At 65.8% G+C, this 15,472-nt stretch carries 18 protein-coding genes; 4 read left to right on the forward strand and 14 right to left on the reverse strand.

Annotation, left to right across the window (positions count from 1 at the left end; all coding sequences use genetic code 11):
- Position 1: 1 nt before the first annotated feature.
- From STE01S_RS03950 to uvrC, 5 genes are read right to left on the reverse strand one after another with little or no spacing between them, the layout of a single operon-like run.
- Positions 2-1,207: a trans-sulfuration enzyme family protein gene (locus STE01S_RS03950; protein WP_062765064.1), complete on the reverse strand. Its 1,206-nt coding sequence runs from the start codon at positions 1,205-1,207 to the stop codon at positions 2-4.
- Between the two features lie 6 nt (positions 1,208-1,213).
- Positions 1,214-2,260 carry a 3-isopropylmalate dehydrogenase gene (gene leuB, locus STE01S_RS03955; RefSeq protein WP_062765067.1) on the reverse strand — a complete coding sequence of 349 codons (1,047 nt, stop codon included), beginning with the start codon at positions 2,258-2,260 and terminating at the stop codon, positions 1,214-1,216.
- Between the two features lie 50 nt (positions 2,261-2,310).
- Entirely contained in the window at positions 2,311-3,048 is a 738-nt protein-coding gene (recO, locus tag STE01S_RS03960) for a DNA repair protein RecO (protein WP_058811392.1), read from the reverse strand.
- On the reverse strand, positions 3,036-3,428 hold the full coding sequence (locus STE01S_RS03965; RefSeq protein WP_082813210.1) for a PaaI family thioesterase: 393 nt from the start codon (positions 3,426-3,428) through the stop codon (positions 3,036-3,038). Before STE01S_RS03965 ends, recO begins: the two co-directional genes overlap by 13 nt.
- Before the next feature lie 10 nt (positions 3,429-3,438).
- Positions 3,439-5,373: an excinuclease ABC subunit UvrC gene (gene uvrC, locus STE01S_RS03970; protein WP_062765165.1), complete on the reverse strand. Its 1,935-nt coding sequence runs from the start codon at positions 5,371-5,373 to the stop codon at positions 3,439-3,441.
- Positions 5,374-5,439: 66 nt separating this feature from the next.
- On the opposite strand from uvrC, the gene STE01S_RS03975 reads away from it, so the two are divergent.
- Complete coding sequence (locus tag STE01S_RS03975) at positions 5,440-6,159, forward strand: SDR family oxidoreductase (RefSeq protein WP_058811863.1); 720 nt, start codon at positions 5,440-5,442, stop codon at positions 6,157-6,159.
- Positions 6,160-6,235: 76 nt separating this feature from the next.
- Positions 6,236-6,670 (forward strand): surface-adhesin E family protein, encoded by a 435-nt coding sequence (locus STE01S_RS03980; RefSeq protein ID WP_162928196.1) that lies wholly within the window; start codon positions 6,236-6,238, stop codon positions 6,668-6,670.
- Between the two features lie 63 nt (positions 6,671-6,733).
- On the opposite strand, the gene STE01S_RS03985 is transcribed toward STE01S_RS03980, so the two are convergent.
- From STE01S_RS03985 to STE01S_RS04020, 8 genes are all read right to left on the reverse strand, one after another.
- Positions 6,734-7,285, reverse strand: coding sequence for a F0F1 ATP synthase subunit B family protein (locus STE01S_RS03985; RefSeq protein WP_003044099.1), 552 nt, complete (start codon positions 7,283-7,285; stop codon positions 6,734-6,736).
- Entirely contained in the window at positions 7,278-7,778 is a 501-nt protein-coding gene (locus tag STE01S_RS03990; RefSeq protein ID WP_003044101.1) for a F0F1 ATP synthase subunit B family protein, read from the reverse strand. Before STE01S_RS03990 ends, STE01S_RS03985 begins: the two co-directional genes overlap by 8 nt.
- Before the next feature lie 87 nt (positions 7,779-7,865).
- Positions 7,866-8,093, reverse strand: coding sequence for a F0F1 ATP synthase subunit C (locus STE01S_RS03995; RefSeq protein WP_003044110.1), 228 nt, complete (start codon positions 8,091-8,093; stop codon positions 7,866-7,868).
- 40 nt (positions 8,094-8,133) lie between these two features.
- Positions 8,134-8,919, reverse strand: coding sequence for a F0F1 ATP synthase subunit A (locus STE01S_RS04000; protein ID WP_003044113.1), 786 nt, complete (start codon positions 8,917-8,919; stop codon positions 8,134-8,136).
- A 68-nt stretch (positions 8,920-8,987) separates the two neighbouring features.
- Positions 8,988-9,308: an AtpZ/AtpI family protein gene (locus tag STE01S_RS04005; protein WP_003044116.1), complete on the reverse strand. Its 321-nt coding sequence runs from the start codon at positions 9,306-9,308 to the stop codon at positions 8,988-8,990.
- A 204-nt stretch (positions 9,309-9,512) separates the two neighbouring features.
- On the reverse strand, positions 9,513-9,908 hold the full coding sequence (locus STE01S_RS04010; protein ID WP_058811390.1) for a YdbL family probable chaperone protein: 396 nt from the start codon (positions 9,906-9,908) through the stop codon (positions 9,513-9,515).
- A gap of 15 nt (positions 9,909-9,923) precedes the next feature.
- Complete coding sequence (locus STE01S_RS04015) at positions 9,924-10,085, reverse strand: YnbE family lipoprotein (RefSeq protein ID WP_371830003.1); 162 nt, start codon at positions 10,083-10,085, stop codon at positions 9,924-9,926.
- A gap of 53 nt (positions 10,086-10,138) precedes the next feature.
- Positions 10,139-13,267: a YdbH domain-containing protein gene (locus STE01S_RS04020; RefSeq protein ID WP_255265871.1), complete on the reverse strand. Its 3,129-nt coding sequence runs from the start codon at positions 13,265-13,267 to the stop codon at positions 10,139-10,141.
- 224 nt (positions 13,268-13,491) lie between these two features.
- On the opposite strand from STE01S_RS04020, the gene radC reads away from it, so the two are divergent.
- Together radC and rnk are read left to right on the forward strand one after the other, a co-directional pair.
- Positions 13,492-14,184 (forward strand): RadC family protein, encoded by a 693-nt coding sequence (gene radC / locus STE01S_RS04025; RefSeq protein WP_062765075.1) that lies wholly within the window; start codon positions 13,492-13,494, stop codon positions 14,182-14,184.
- Positions 14,185-14,413: 229 nt separating this feature from the next.
- Positions 14,414-14,842, forward strand: coding sequence for a nucleoside diphosphate kinase regulator (gene rnk / locus STE01S_RS04030; protein ID WP_082657299.1), 429 nt, complete (start codon positions 14,414-14,416; stop codon positions 14,840-14,842).
- Between the two features lie 69 nt (positions 14,843-14,911).
- On the opposite strand, the gene STE01S_RS04035 is transcribed toward rnk, so the two are convergent.
- On the reverse strand, positions 14,912-15,415 hold the full coding sequence (locus tag STE01S_RS04035) for an EF-hand domain-containing protein (RefSeq protein WP_058811387.1): 504 nt from the start codon (positions 15,413-15,415) through the stop codon (positions 14,912-14,914).
- Between the last annotated feature and the right edge of the window lie 57 nt (positions 15,416-15,472).

The raw sequence follows: 15,472 nt of genomic DNA on the forward strand, positions 1-15,472 counted from the left end.
CTCAAAGCCCGACCTTGGTCAATGCCTGGTCCAGATCGGCGATCAGATCGCGCGGATCCTCCAGCCCGATATTGATGCGCAGCATCCCCTCTTCGATGCCCATGTCGGCGCGCGCCTCGGCGCTGACGCCATAATGGGTGGTGGACGCAGGATGGCAGCACAGGCTGCGCGCATCGCCGATATTGTTCGAAATATCGACGAGTTCGAGCGCGTTCAGAAACGCCATCGCTTGCGCCCGGTCGTCGAGGAAGAAGGAAAAGATCGGTCCGCAGCCATCCATCTGGCGTATCGCCAGATTATGCTGGGGGTGGCTGGCCAGGCCGGGATGCAGGATACGCCGCACGCGCCCCTCGATCGCCTTGCCGACCGCCAGCGCATTCTCCGACTGGCGCTTGGCGCGCAGGTCGAGCGTTTCCAGCCCTTTGAGCACTACCCACGCATTGAATGGCGAAAGGTTCGGTCCGGTATTGCGCTGGAACGGCAGCAGCACCTCGTTGATGAATTTTTCCGTTCCGCACACCGCTCCGGCGAGGACGCGGCCCTGCCCCTCCATCAGCTTGGTCGCTGAATAGGCTACGACGTCGGCGCCGAATTCCAGCGGGCGCTGAAGCGCGGCGGTCGCGAAGGCATTGTCGACGACGGTCGTGATGCCATGCGCCTTGGCGAGATCGCACACCGCCTGCAGGTCGACGATATCCATCGTCGGATTGGCGGGGGTTTCGAAAAAGAAAAGCTTGGTGTTCGGCTTGATCGCTGCCTTCCACGCGTCAAGGTCACGGCCATCGACGACGCTCGTCTCGATCGCGAAGCGCGGCAGCAACGTATCGACGAGCCAGCGGCACGACCCGAAGGCCGCTTTCGCAGCAACAACATGGTCGCCAGCGGACAATTGACACAGGAGCGCCGTCGTCATCGCCGCCATGCCGGTGGCTTGCGTCCGGCACGCCTCGGCACCTTCCATCAACGCGATGCGTTCTTCGAGCATCGCAACGGTGGGATTTTGCAGGCGCGAATAGGTCATGCCCTGCGCCTCGCCGGCAAAGCGGGCCGCGACTTCCTCGGCGCTGTCATAGGTATAGCCGGAGGTCAGGAACAGGGCCTCGGACGTTTCGCCATGTTCGCTGCGCCACGTCCCGCCGCGCACCGCCTGCGTCGCCGGACGCCAGTTCCTCGTCTTGCTGCGATCGAATCCCGTCGTCTTTTTCATCTCGCTTTATCCGTTCAAAGCCGCGACAACCGCATCGCCAAGCGCTGCGGTGCCCATCGAGCCGCCCAAATCGGCGCCGCGGCATCCGTCGGCAAGGATTTTCGCTACCGCACTCTCGATGCGCGCCGCGCTCGCTTCGTCGCCGCCCGAATGGCGAAGCAGCATCGCAAGCGACAGGATCATCGCGAGCGGATTGGCTATCCCTTTACCCGCAATATCGGGGGCGCTGCCGTGAATGGGCTCGTACAGCCCCTGGCGGCCTTCGCTCAGCGACGCCGATGCGAGAAGACCGATCGAGCCGACGCACATCGATGCCTGATCGGACAAAATGTCGCCGAACAGATTGCCCGTGACGACCACGTCGAACTGCCCCGGATTGCGCACCAACTGCATCGCGGCATTGTCGACATACATATGACTGAGCTCGACGTCGGGATAGTCGGCCGCGACCTCGATCACGACGTCCCGCCACAGCTGCGATGTTTCGAGGACGTTCGCCTTGTCGACCGAGCACAGCCGCTTCCGGCGCCCTTGCGCGGCGCGGAACGCGACATGCGCGATACGTCGCACCTCGCTCTCGCTATATGCCATGATGTCATAGCCTTCGCGCTCCCCGGTCGCGGTCGTGCGCATGCCCTTTTCGCCGAAATAGACGTCGCCGTTGAGTTCGCGCACGATCAGCAGGTCAATCGCCGAGGCGACTTCGGGTCGTAGCGCAGAGCTGTCTTCCAGTCCCGCGAACAGCTTGGCCGGACGAAGATTGGCGAACAGGCCGAGTTCCGACCGCAGGCCGAGAATGGCCTGCTCGGGCCGCAAATGACGCTCGACAGCATCGAAGCGCGGATCGCCGACCGCACCGAACAGGATCGCATCGGCCGCCTTGGCCTTTGCGAGCGTCTCGGGCGGCAGCGGGTGGCCGGTGGCGGCATAGGCCGCGCCGCCGACAAGCGCGCGGTCGATCGTGATGGGCAGCGCCAGCGCGGCGAGGGTCTTTTCGGCCTCGACCATAATCTCCGGTCCGATACCGTCGCCAGCCAGCAGCAGGATTTGCACGTGCGTCGCCCTTTCCTATCTTCGCGAGCCGCTTAGACAGCGGCGGCCCCTCACGCAACCGCCCTGCCCAGCCTGCCGAGCAATCTTTCCCTCACCGCCAGCAAGTCGCGGTTTCGGCCATCGAGAATGTCGCGGTCGAGGAAATGTCCGGTGATGGCAAGTCCGGCGATGACGTCGGCAATCGACGGATCGGCATCGCGGCCGCGCAAAAAAGGCGGCAGCGGCATCAGCCGCGCTTCATATCCAGCCGCGGCGGCGCGGCCGACCGCCCCGCCTGACTTGGGGCTGACAAAGGCCAGATCGTCGGCGGTGCCGGTCGCCACGCATTCGTCGAGGCTGAGCCCGAAACCGAGCTCGGCAAGCAACAGCAACTCATAGCGCGCGAGCGCCGCTGCCCATAGCCGCGCCGCCGGCGCCACCGCAATCGCCTCCAGAAGCGCCGACAGCGCGGCGTAGAGCGACGGGTAGGGCTGGCTTTCGGGAAGCGCCGCCGCGGTCAGGCTGGTCGCCCAGTCGATCGCGGCGGCCGCCAGCGGTTCGGCGAGCAGTGGCGCGCGGCTGGCGATCATTTCAACCGTTGCGCCGCCAAGCTGATCCTCGGTCCGCGCCCGCAGGTCGAGCGCGACGAGGTTTCCCGGCATAAGTATCGGGCGCAGGCGCCGCGATCGCCCCCCGCGCACATAGCCGGCGACAAGGCCGGCGCGTTCGGTGAGGGCGCGCAGGATCGCGCCATGTTCGCCATGCGCCCGAACCGCGCAGACGATGGCATCGGCGGTCAGGCCGGCCAAAGCACCATCTGCGTCTGGGTGACGAGCGCGACCTCTTCGCCCGCTTCGGTGCGGATACGCGTCTGCCAGACCGACAGGCGCTTGCCGATCTTGACCGGCGTCGCTTCGCCGACGAGCACCGACCCGACCGGGCCGGCGCCAAGGAAATTGGTCTTGCTTTCGATCGTCGTGGTGCCGCTTGCGCCGTCGGGCAAGGTCAGGAAGGCGCCGACGGCGCCCAGACAGTCGGCAAACGCCATGATGGCGCCGCCGTGGACGATATTGCCCGCGGTGCAGATGTCGGGCCGCACGGGCAACCGCCCGGTAACGCGCTCTTTCGTCCCTTCCTGTATCGTCACGCCCAGCGTTCCGGCGAGCGGCATGGCGGCTGCGAAATCCACGTTCTTCTCCTCAGCTTCCCGGATTGTAGAAATCATAAACGGCCTGCGCGACCGCCGCGCTGACGCCCGGCGCCTTTTTCAGATCGTCGAGGCTGGCGCTGCGGATCGCCCGCGCGGTGCCGAAATGCATCAACAGCGCCTTCTTGCGCGCCGGTCCGATGCCCGGAACCTCGTCAAGCGGCGAGCTGCCCATCGCCTTCGCCCGCTTCTGCCGATGCGCGCCAATGGCGAAGCGATGTGCCTCGTCGCGCAATCGCTGAATGTAGAAAAGCACGGCATTGTTCGGGGGTAGCGTAAATTCGCGGCCGTCGGGCAAATAGAATGTCTCGCGCCCGGCGTTGCGATCCGGTCCCTTGGCGACGCCCACATAAGGAAGATCGTCGATACCGAGTTCCGCGAGCACGGCGCCCGCTGCGGACACCTGCCCTTTGCCGCCGTCGATCAGCACCAGATCGGGCCATTCGCCCTTGTTGCGTTCGGGATCCTCCTCGAGGGCGCGCGCGAAGCGGCGCTGGAACACTTCGCGCATCATCGCAAAATCGTCGCCCGGCTGCGTTTCCGGGCGCTTGATGTTGAACTTGCGATAGGCGCCCTTGATCCAGCCCTCCGGCCCCGCGACGACCATCGCGCCGAGCGCATTGGTGCCCTGAATATGGCTGTTGTCGTAGATTTCGATCCGCTGCGGCGGTTCGTCGAGATCGAACAGATCGGCAAGTTCACGCCCCAGTTTCGCCTGACTGCTGCTTTCGGCAAGGCGGCGGTCGAGTTCTTCGCCGGCGTTACGCACCGCCTGTTCGAGCAGTCGCTTGCGATTGCCGCGCTGCGGGACGCTGATCTCGACCTTGCGGCCCGCCGTTTCGCCGAGCGCTTCGGCAAGGACCGGGGCGTCCTCGGGCTCGCGATCGACGAGGATCAGCTTGGGGGGCGGCACGCCCTCGTAAAATTGCATGAGGAAGCTCGCCATCACCTCAGGTTCGGGCACCCCCGCGACATGGGCGGGAAAGAAGCTGCGATGCCCCCAATTCTGCCCGCCGCGAATGAAGAAACCCGCAATGCAGAGCTGCCCGCCCTTCGCGGCCAGCGCAAAGACATCGGCATCGCCCAGCCCGTCGGCATGCACCGACTGGCTACCCTGGATGAAGGTCAGCGCCTTCAACCGGTCGCGGAGCACCGCGGCGAGCTCGAAATCCATGGCTTCGGCCGCGCGCGTCATCGCGTCGCCCAGTCGCTTCTGCACCGCGGTCGAGCGGCCTTCCAGAAAATCCTGCGCATCGCCGACGAGTTCGGCATAATCGGCCTTGTCGATACGATCGACACACGGCGCCGAACAGCGCCGGATCTGATAGAGCAGGCACGGCCGCGAACGATTGGCGAAGAAGCTGTCGGTGCAACTGCGCAACAGAAAGGTCTTCTGGAGCGCGTTGAGGGTGCGGTTCACCGACCCCGCGCTGGCGAACGGGCCATAATAGCGTCCCTTGGCACGGCGGGCGCCGCGATGCTTTTGTACCCGCGGGAAGTCATGATCCATGCGGAGCAGGATGAAGGGGAAGCTTTTGTCGTCGCGCAGCAGGACATTGTAGGGTGGACGATAGCGTTTGATGAGCTGTGCCTCGAGCAGCAGCGCCTCGGCCTCGCTTGTCGTCGTCACGATCTCCATAGCGCGCGTCTGCGCGACCATGCGCTGCAACCGCTGCGGCAGCCGCGCGACCTGGGTGTAGTTGGTGACGCGGTTCTTCAGCGCGCGGGCCTTGCCGACGTACAGAACGTCGCCGCGCGCATCGAGCATCCGATAGACACCGGGGCGCACCGGCAGCTTGCGCACGACGCCGCGAATGACCTCGGCACCGCGCTCCAGATCGGGCTTGTCGGCCCCCTCCCCCTCGCCGCGGACGACATAGGTGGCCTTCTCTTCGTTGAATCGTTCGGGAGCGTTGGGACGGACCATCATTTCCATGTAGGCGATGGCCGCGCGGCCCGCCATAGTGTGGCAGGTAAAAGCATGGAGGGGGCGATGGAATTACACGGCAAACTGGCGCTGGTGACGGGCGGAAGCGACGGAATCGGGCGCGAAATCGCGCTGCAATTGCAGGCGGCGGGCGCCGAGGTGGTCGTGACGGGCCGCTCACCCGAAAAACTGGCGGGGATGCGGGCGCTGGGTTTTGAAACGATCGCCGGCGATCTGTCCGAGCCGGCGGGAATCGATGCCGTCGTCGCGGGGGTCGCAGGGCGACCGCTGGCGCTTCTGGTCAACAATGCCGGGGTCGGTAGCGATTATGAGCTGGACGAGCCGGCGACTCTCGACAGCGCGGCGCAGTGCATCCGTACCAACCTCGACGCGCCGATCGCACTCTGCACGCGGCTGCTGCCGATCCTGCGCGCCCAGCCTGCCGCCGCAATCGTCAATGTGACCTCGGGGCTCGCGATCGCACCGCGCGCCGGCGGTTCGATCTATTGCGCCACCAAGGCCGGGCTGCGCGCCTATACGCAGGCGATCCGCCACCTGCTGCGCGACAGCAATGTGGCGGTGATCGAGGCGCTGCCGCCGGTGGTGGAAACCAATATGACCGCGGGTCGCGCCGGGAAGAAGATGAGCGCGCACGATTGCGCCGCCGAAATCGTGCGCGGCATCCGCACCGGCAAGCGCGAGGTGAATGCGGGGGCGGTGAAGCTGTTGCAACTCGTCAACAGCGTCTCGCCCGCCCTCGCCCGCCGGATCATGATCAAATATTGAGGCCGCCAATTTCGGCTTTGCGCGCCCGAACGGCTGTGGCAGGCCGTGCACGGGGCGCACCATAAGGGGGGATATTATGCGCATGATTTTTGTGGCGGCCACGCTGTTGCCGCTCGCCACGCCCGCCGCCGCCGAATGGTATCTGGTCGGCGGCAATGATTCGACCCGCACCTATGTCGACCTTGCGAGCCTGCGCGCGCTGAGCGGCAAGATCATCGGCGACGTGCTGAGCATCTATGCCAAACCGCTCAGCGGCGGGCCGATATCGGGCGCGAAAATTCGCGAGGAGCTCGATTGCGGTGGCAATTCCTTCCGCACGCTCGAATATAGCTATTACCGCGCCGACGGCAGCTTCATCGAGAGCGAACCGTCCGAGACGATCACCGAACACAAGGCGCCCGCCGCCAACAGCATCAACGAGGCGATCATGGATTTCGCCTGCTATCGCAAGGGCGGCACCGCGGTCAGCGATCCGTTCAGCGATGCGGCCGACAATTTCGACGAGTATTGACGCGAAAAAGCGGCCGTCTCGCTTAGACGAGACGGCCGCTTTTCATGGCCCGATCGGGAAAGATCAGCTCTTGGCGACGGCCGCGATCGCCTGATCGATCAGCGCCTTGTCGGCGCCCGCGTCATGCTTGGCCGCGATCAGCGCCGCGGCGGCATCGGTCGCCGCCTTGGCCGCCGCGGCACGAACCTCGGCAACCGCGTTGGCTTCGGCCGCCGCGATGCGGTCTTCGGCCATCTGCTTGCGGCGAGCGATCAGCGCGGTCGCATCGCCCTTCGCCTTGGCGACGAGCGCTTCGGCCTCGGATTCGGCGCGGGCGCGAAGCTCGTCGGCTTCCTTCGCCGCATCGGCAAGCTTGGCCTCATATTCGGCCTTGAGCGATTCGGCATCGAGGCGAAGCTGTTCGGCTTCGCCGAGCTGCTTCGAAATCTCTGCGATCTTCTTGTCGAGCGACGCGCCGATCATCGCCGGCACCTTCTTCCAGACAAGAATGCCGAGGAAGGCGAGCATCGCGATCGACACCCACACGGTGGCGTTAAGCCCGAAAGCCGTCGGATCGGCATGCGCCTCTCCGGCAGCGCCGGCAGCTTCGGACAGGATCATCAGGAAATCAGCCATGCAGCACCGCCTTCACCGCAGCCTTTGCGTCGGTTGCGGCAACTTTCACGCCCGACAGCTTGGCCACCAGGTCGGTCGCCGCTTCGGCAGCGACCGATTCGATTTCCGCCATTGCCGAGGTGCGCGCAGCGCCCACATCGGCTTCGGCCGCTGCCAGCTTTTCCGAAAGCTCGGCATCGACCTTTGCCAGGCGCTTTTCAGCGTCGCGAGCGGCCTTGTCCTTGGCGTCCGAAACCGCCTTCTGCGCCGCAGCGCGGCTTGCCTCGCTCTGCTGGCGATAGCTTTCCTCGAGGCCGTCGGCGGCCGCATGTGCGGCCTTGGCCGCCGCCAGATCGTCGGCGACCTTGCGATCGCGCGCGTCAACCGTCGCCTCGATCTTGGGCAGCATGCCGCGGCCGATGACGATGTAGATGCCGGCAAACACGACCAGCAGCCAGAAAAGCTGCGAGGCGAGATACCAGTTATCAGCGGTTAGCTGGGCTATCTGGGGCATGAAAGGCGAACCTTAAACTTATGAAAAACCTGCAAATCGGTGCAGCCGGTCCCCATCCGAGAACCGGCCACGCCGGATCGTCCGAAATCAGACGACGAAGAGCAGGATCATCGCGACGACGAACGCGAGCAGGCCGAGAAGTTCGGCAGCCGCGAAGCCGATGAACAGGCGACCCTGCTGGCCGTCGGCGGCCGCGGGGTTGCGCAGCGCGCTTTCGAGGAAGCTGCCGAAGACGTTACCCACGCCGATGGCGGCCATGCCGGCACCGATAGCGGCGAGACCAGCACCGATCAGCTTTGCTGCTTCTGCGTCCATTGTAATACTCCTTGGGTGTAAGCGTTTGGTATAAACGGGATTAGTGAAGGTTGACCGCGTCGTTGATGTAAAGCGAGGTCAACAGGGCGAAAACATAAGCCTGGATGCCGGCGACGAGCAGTTCGAGCGCGCTGATGCCGATCATCAGGATGAAGCTGAGGACCGAGACGATCGAGCCGAGCCAGACGGTTTCGGCGTTGAAGCCGTTGATGACGAAGCCCGACAGCACCTTAAGCAGAACGTGACCCGCCGTCATTGCGACGAAGAGACGCAGGCCGAGGCTGAAAGGGCGGACCATGAAGGACACGAACTCGATGGGCGCGATGATCGGAATCATCGGCAGCGGCGTGCCGTGCGGCACGAAGAGCGAGAAGAAGTGCAGGCCATGGCGCCAGAAACCGACGACGAGCACGATCGCGAAGCTGACCAGCGCGAGAACGCCGGTGATCGCAATGTGGCTGGTGACGGTGAAGGGATGAATGCCGAATACGCCAAGCGGCAGCATGCCGAGCAGGTTGCAGAACAGGATGAACATGAACAGCGAGAAGACATAGGGCGTGAACTTGCGCCCTTCGCTGCCGATATTCTGCGTCATCATGCTGGAGATGAAGCCCGTGAAGCCCTCGACGGCGGCCTGCCAGCGGCCGGGAACGAGCTGACGGCGCATGCCGCCCCACATGAAGATGCCGAGCGTGATGGCCGCGACAACCATCCACAGCGCGCTGTTGGTGAACAGGATTTCGTGCCCGCCCAGATGGAAACCGCCGCCGAGCGGGGTCACCTCGAACTGGTGCATCGGGTCGATCTTGCCGGATTCCGCCGCCACTCTTCACTCCACGCGCATTGCGGGGCGGCTCATCGGGCCGTCCCGCCAGAAATTCCCTTTGATCCGCGCTACTTGCGTGGACCCGAAGCGATGCGAATGATGTTCCGGAACGCCACGACGATCCCCATGAACAACATTCCCAACAACCCCCAGGGCGACGTGCCCGCGATGCGGTCGATCAGCCAGCCGAACAAGGCGCCACCGATCAATCCACCCAGCAGTTCCGCCAGCACCCGGTTCCCGAGCCGGTAATTGGCATCGGATTCCGGACTGGCGGTGCCTGCGGTCCGTTTCGCTTCTGCGGCTTCGGCCCGGTCCAATCGCTCTTCGAGCGAGACCAGGCGCGAATCCTCCGAAGTTTGATCCGGATCGCTGCCCTTCCCCGTCATCTTCCGCCATCCTCCTGAAACAGAACCGAAAAGAATCGGTGCCGCCCGCGAAAAAGGCCCGGAAAAAGCCGGGGGACCCCTAAGGCGCGGCCCGTTTAGGAACGCCGCCCGATTAAGTCAATGCCCGTGCGCAGGCGCACAAAAATGCCGCCGCGTTTAGGGGCGCGGCGGCATAATGAGGCACGAAGGCCTGCTGCTAATTCGTCAGTTGGCGGCGCACCGCGGATCGCGCACCGGCGGGCTGCTGTCGCGCGTCAGCCATTTGCCGTCGGGCGTGCGGTATTTCTCGCCCGGCGCGGTCTTCAGGATCAGATTGCAACCCGTCACAAAGGCGAACTGTTCGATCGTGCTGCCCGCCGGCGCGTTCCGCGTATAGGCGTCCTTGCGCTTGATATTGAGGTCGCTGACCAGCTTGCGCACTGCATCGGTCGGCGTGGTCACAAAGCCGAGGTAGCCGTCGGGCTGTTCGCCGATCAGGCCCGCGGCGCGCGCATTTTCATAGGCGGGGTCGCGCTGTGCCAGCGCCGGCGTGACCAGCGCGGCGACCGCTCCGGCGGCGGCCAGCGCGGCGATTGCGGGTTTGAACATCTGCTTCATCATCTTGTTTCGTCCCTGTCAGAAGATAGAGCCATTTTGTTCGATCAGCTTTTTCGCGTCGCCGTCGATCCTGTACACCACTTCCTGCTGGATGCGGATATTCAGGTTGATCTCGATCGGCTTGTCGGGCGCTGACACCTGAACGCAGCCGCCGAGGCCCATCGTTCCGATCGTCAGCAACAGACACCGACCGCCTATGGCCGCTCTCCTCATCTTTCCTGTCTTCCTTACCGTCATTGCACGGGCTCGCTTGCTGGAGGCTGAACGGGCGCCGCCTTCGCCGCCGCGGCGGCTTCGGCGTCGCGCTGCGCTTGCAAGAGCTGCGACAAATTCTGCTCCACCAGGACCGATGGATCGTAAAAGCTCTTTGCAGAGAATATCAGGCCGCGGAAAGGCCCTTCGACACGAATGTTGAAGATCAGCGGGATTTTGGCGACCTGATCGACCAGGAAATTGCGCTTCGCGCCGATACCCTGCCCGATCCCGCCGAAGCGGATTTCGGTCACCATTTCGCCGTCGAGGTTGCCGTTGAGGACAATCGTCAGATCGTCATATTTCAGCGATCGCAGCGCCCCGAACGCAAAATTGGCCATCGTGCCGAGGTTGTGATTGGAAAGCTCGCCAACATAGGCGAGCGTGCCGCCGCCGTCGCGCGCGTCGATCCGTCCGTTGACCACGCGCCCGCCGAGCCCGTCGAACTCGACCGGCAGCGTCCCGTCGAACTTGCCCGTCGCGTTGATATTCTCGAACCCGAACTGCTGAAGGAAAACCGCGGCATCGACGCCGACCACATCGAACATCAGGCGGCGTGGCTGGGTGGCACTGAAATCGAGCGTGGCAGGGTGCAGCAGAAGCTCGCCGCCCGCGAACGGCCAGCGCCCGCCCTCGATCCGCACCCGATTGCCGCCGAGGAGCTGATAGTCGATCTTGCCATCCACGACCGGAATCCCCGGATTGACTTCCTTCAGCGCGACGGTCTGCCCCGGCGCCGAATGGAGCCCCAGCAGATCGTCGAACGTCAGTGTCGACGTCAGCCCGGTCACCGGGCCAAACGCCGCGGCGAGATCGGTATTGGCGGTCGCAAAGGTGCCCCGGCTCGTCACGCCGTCGGCGTTCCATTCGATCCGCCCGTCGCCGACGACCGAGCCCTGGACATTGGCCACGACCCCTTGCGCAAGCGTCGTGAGCTGTTCGGGCTGGAAATTATCGTCGAAGCGCAATTCCTTGACGATCAGATCGGCAGCGCCGCTACTGTCGGCAAAGCGATGGCGGATCACGGTGTCGAGTATCTTCTTGCCGCTCTCGCGCTCGTCGAAACCTGCCCTTGCGTCGATCACGCCGTCGGCGAAACGGAGATGCGCGTCGCGGCTGATCAGCGGCGCAAAGCGCTTGTCCGCCGCCGCATCGGTCAGCACCAGCCCGCCGTCGAGCGTCAGCGCGCCGTCGGCCCAGCGCCAGTTGCCGGCAATCTCGCTCATGTCGAGCGGGACGGCGCCGATCTTGCCCTGCGCATCGGCAAGCGTTCCGGCCATCCCCTGCCCCCCCGCCGCGCCCGAAAGGCGTCCGGCGGCGAAATGCGTCGCGCTGTCCCCGGCCCCGATCCGGACATCGGCGTTGGCAAGCGACCAGCGCCACCGCGCCAGATCGATCTCGCCGGGACCGCTATCGAGCGCAAAGGGCGACGCCCCGCTGGTGCCGCGCAGCTTGAGGCCCGGAAGCCGCACGGCGCCGCGCACCCCCGCCGGTCCCACGCTGAACAGCGGCGCGCCGGGGGCGCTGCACAGATCGACACCGTTATTGACGAGGCGCAGCCCCGATACATCGATCTTGTTCGCGGTGACGCGGTGGCAGCCGCCGTTGAACGCCATCCCGCCGGTTGCCGCGAGCGCGCCGGCGATCGGCACGCGCAGCCCCTCTACGCGCCCGCCCGCAAGCGGCCCCGACAGGGTGGCGCTAGTCGAAAAGCGCATCGCGGCGCCTGGCGCGCTCGAAAAGCGCACGGGATCGAGCGCCAGGCGCGCGCCGCCCGCCTGATAGGCGTCGATTTGCGCCAGCCCGGTCATGTCGCCGTCGGCGCGGCGGTCGAGTTCCATCGCGCCGACCGGAAGGCCACCGCCGCCGAAGGTCCAGCGCCCCGTTGCGATGACTTCGGGCCGCGGCGCGGCGAAGAGATAGCCTATGCGGCTGTCGGCGCTGCCCGCGAAGCGTGCGCCGCTGCGGCTCGACAGGCTGGGCGCGACAAGCTCGAAACGGAGGGCCTCGCCCTGCCCGGTCAGCGCGACTGCCGCTTCGCCGCTTGCACCCGCCAGCGCCGCTGCAGAGGCGCGCGCCGCGCGATCGCCGATCGGGCCGAGCGGGGTGCCGTCCAGCGCCGCCGCGCTGTCCGCGACCGACCGGCGCAGACGGGCGCTCGCGCTTGCATCGGCGAAGCGCAGCCGGCCGTCGAAATTGGGGGTGACGCTGCCGACCGCGCCCTTGCCCTCCAGATGCACGCCGCTCGCCACAAAATCGGGCCCGGCCAGCTTGGCAACATCCGCTGCCAGCGTCAGCGCGGTGCGATCGGCGGTGCCGGCAAAGCGGCCCTTCACGCCGACCCGCTCGGCGGCGAGCGCGGGCATCGTCAGGCGCTGGACCAGCGCGTCGGCGGTGCCGTCCCATTGCTGCAGATTTTCGGCAAGCGAGACGTCCAGCGCGATCTGCGGCGCGGCGACCGCGACCGGCTGAGCGCCGCCGCAAGTCACGGCCGCGCCGCGCAACGGCCCCGTCAGCCGCGGGCGCACATCGCGCACCGCGAGTTTGCCGTAGAAAGTGATTCCCGTGCCGCGGCAATCGGCAGCGGCGATATGCGGGGCCACGAGCGCGAGCGTTCCCGCAAAATCGCGGCGCAAATTGCCGCCGCCGTTCAGCGCCGCGCCAACATTGCCCCACGGCGTTTCGAGCCGCGCCCGCGCGTCGCTCAGCCGGACCGCCATGTCGGGCAATGCGAACGGACTCTTGTCGGTCGGGTCGCGAAATTTATCGAGCGCGCCGAGCGACAATTGCCCATCGACGAAGCGGCCGTAGAGCCGCAGGCCGTCGGCGCGCACCGATGCGACATAGGGCCCCGACAGACCAAGCCCGACTGACACCTCCAGCACCCGCGCGGTCAGGTCGGGACGCGCCGGATTGCCGATAACGACATTGCTAAGCCGCTGGGTCGACAGGCCAATGCGCTCGATCGTGTAGCGTGCCGGCACGCCCTTCTTCGCAAGCTGGTCCTGAATGAAACGGTCGGCGATCGGGGCGCGGGCAACCCAAAGTCCGAGCGCCAGCGCGCCGAGCGCGCCGCCGACGATCCACGGCGCCTTGCGCCGCCGCCGCACGCGGGCTGCCTCCGCCTCGCTCACCCGCGACCGAACCCGTCGGCCGCCTGTGACGTCACGCCGTCATCATAGGTCCGGCCAAAGCTCACTGCGCATACCATTGCTGTTCCATGCCCATCGGCAACGCAGGGCAAGGCCATTCGATGCAGGAAAAAGCGCCGCGACATAGGCGCTTGTGTCTATGAGCGTTGAGTGGTGCCCACAAGGCGGTTATTGCCTTGACGATGGCCGACGCGCCCGCCCCCCTTCCCGATCATGCGGGCCACCGGTCGCGGCTTCGCGCGCGCCTGCTCGGCGGCGATGCCGACGGTATGGCCGATTACGAACTGGTCGAATATCTCCTCGCGCTTGCGATCCCGCGGCGCGATACCAAGCCGCTCGCCAAGACATTGCTGCGCGAATTCGGTTCGTTCGCACAGCTCGTCAGCGCCGATCCCGAATCGCTGCGCCGAATCGACGGCATGGGCGACGGCGCGATCGCCGCGCTCAAGATCGTCCAGCAGGCCAGCCTCCGGATGCTGAAACGGGAATTCCGCGAAAAGCCCCTATTGTCGAGTTGGGATGCGCTGCTCGACTGGCTGCGCGCCGACATGGGACCGATCGAGGTCGAGCGGGTGCGGGTGCTGTACCTCAACTCGCGCAACATGCTGATCCGCGACGAGGTCGCGAGCGAGGGGTCGATCGACCAATCGGCGATCTATGTGCGCGAAGTCGTCAAGCGCGCACTCGAACTCGGCGCCGCGGCGATCATCATCGTCCACAATCACCCCAGCGGAAATCCTGAACCGAGCCGCCAGGATATCGCGATCACGCGCGACCTCGCTGATGCGGCCGGGCGGCTGGGCATCGCGCTGCACGATCATATCATCATCGGCGGCAGCGGCCACCGCAGCCTCCGCGCGCTCGGGCTGCTCTGAATCAGGAGGCCCAAAAGGCCGGGCTTTACTTGCCCCGCCTCAGGCGACATCATCGCGTCATGCAGATTCGGCAGCGCCATCTTCGCTTCCGCCTTCACGCGGGTCAGCTTCTCGCGGGCTTCTAGCCCCGGGCTGTGGCGTGCCATGCCCCGGACCGGGGCAAGATTTCCGAACCATCCCGACAGGAGCGCGGCCGCGCCCTGCCCTTTCCATGCGGAAAGCCAAAAGAATGACAGTAGCCAAGACCACCTCGACCAAGGCAAGCAAACGCCCGCCCATTCACATGATCGACTCGGAGGCCGATGCGCTGACCGATCTCGCCCTCGGCATCGAAAAACGCATGCCGCAGGTCAGCGAACTGCTGATGCGCGAGATCGGCCGTGCGACCGTCCACAAGGAACGCCATGTCCCGCGCGACGTCGTGACGATGAACAGCGAGGTCGATTTCGTCGACGAAGCGAGCGGCGCCGTGCGCAGCGTCCGGCTGGTCTATCCGTCCGATGCCGACATCGCGTCGGGGCGGATTTCGATCCTGACGCCCATTGGTGCCGGGTTGATAGGGATGCGCGCCGGCAGCGCGATCCTGTGGCCCGATCGCGACGGCCACGAACGGGCGTTGACGATCCGGGCAGTCATGCAGCCGCCGCGCGCGGCATGACGGTCATGGCAATGCAGCCGCCGGATCGCTCCGACGGCTGCATCGCCCCAAGCGGGGAGGACTGCGAAATCAGCCGCCGCGCGAAAGGAACGCGACCAGTTCTTCCTTGGTAACGCTGCCCGACTTGTCGGCGTCGGCCGCGCCATAAGCCTGATCGATCCAGCTCTTCACATCGGCCGATTCGGGATCAACGGCGGGATCCTGCGCGGTGCGCAGCTTCTTCATCCATGCGCCGAATTCAGCGGAGCTAAGGTCGCCCGACTTGTCGCCGTCATAGGTCGGAAATTCGGTTTCGACGATCTGGGCGATTTGCGCGGGGGTCGCGGCTGCGCTGCTCGACGGGGCGGGCGCGGTCTGCGCAGGCGCCTCGCTGGCCGGCGCCATCGTATCGGTGGCCGGCTCGGTGGGGGCCGGCGGAGCCGTCGTGTCGGTCGGTGCCGGCGCGCTATCGGGCATCGGCGCAGCCTCGGGCTGCTCGGTCGGCGGCGTGGTGCCCGGCGACGGCGGTGCTTCCTGGGCCAGCGCGGGGAAACTGATCGCGGCGGCGCCGATCAAAAGAACTTGCTTCAACATTATCTATCTCCTGTATCGGCGGCGGACCTGCATCTGTTTGCGATCCGCCGCCTTTTC

Origin of the sequence: Sphingopyxis terrae subsp. terrae NBRC 15098 (assembly GCF_001598815.1) — a bacterium.
Classification (GTDB): Bacteria; Pseudomonadota; Alphaproteobacteria; order Sphingomonadales; family Sphingomonadaceae; genus Sphingopyxis; species Sphingopyxis terrae.

Excerpts from the sequence above, each read along its gene's own strand:
- STE01S_RS03950 (WP_062765064.1), bottom strand. The coding sequence starts at position 1,207 with ATGAAAAAGACGACGGGATTCGATCGCAGCAAGACGAGGAACTGGCGT.
- uvrC (WP_062765165.1), bottom strand. The coding sequence starts at position 5,373 with ATGGTCCGTCCCAACGCTCCCGAACGATTCAACGAAGAGAAGGCCACC.
- STE01S_RS03975 (WP_058811863.1), top strand. The coding sequence starts at position 5,440 with ATGGAATTACACGGCAAACTGGCGCTGGTGACGGGCGGAAGCGACGGA.
- STE01S_RS03980 (WP_162928196.1), top strand. The coding sequence starts at position 6,236 with ATGCGCATGATTTTTGTGGCGGCCACGCTGTTGCCGCTCGCCACGCCC.
- STE01S_RS03985 (WP_003044099.1), bottom strand. The coding sequence starts at position 7,285 with ATGGCTGATTTCCTGATGATCCTGTCCGAAGCTGCCGGCGCTGCCGGA.
- STE01S_RS03990 (WP_003044101.1), bottom strand. The coding sequence starts at position 7,778 with ATGCCCCAGATAGCCCAGCTAACCGCTGATAACTGGTATCTCGCCTCG.
- STE01S_RS03995 (WP_003044110.1), bottom strand. The coding sequence starts at position 8,093 with ATGGACGCAGAAGCAGCAAAGCTGATCGGTGCTGGTCTCGCCGCTATC.
- STE01S_RS04005 (WP_003044116.1), bottom strand. The coding sequence starts at position 9,308 with ATGACGGGGAAGGGCAGCGATCCGGATCAAACTTCGGAGGATTCGCGC.
- STE01S_RS04010 (WP_058811390.1), bottom strand. The coding sequence starts at position 9,908 with ATGATGAAGCAGATGTTCAAACCCGCAATCGCCGCGCTGGCCGCCGCC.
- radC (WP_062765075.1), top strand. The coding sequence starts at position 13,492 with ATGGCCGACGCGCCCGCCCCCCTTCCCGATCATGCGGGCCACCGGTCG.
- rnk (WP_082657299.1), top strand. The coding sequence starts at position 14,414 with ATGACAGTAGCCAAGACCACCTCGACCAAGGCAAGCAAACGCCCGCCC.
- STE01S_RS04035 (WP_058811387.1), bottom strand. The coding sequence starts at position 15,415 with ATGTTGAAGCAAGTTCTTTTGATCGGCGCCGCCGCGATCAGTTTCCCC.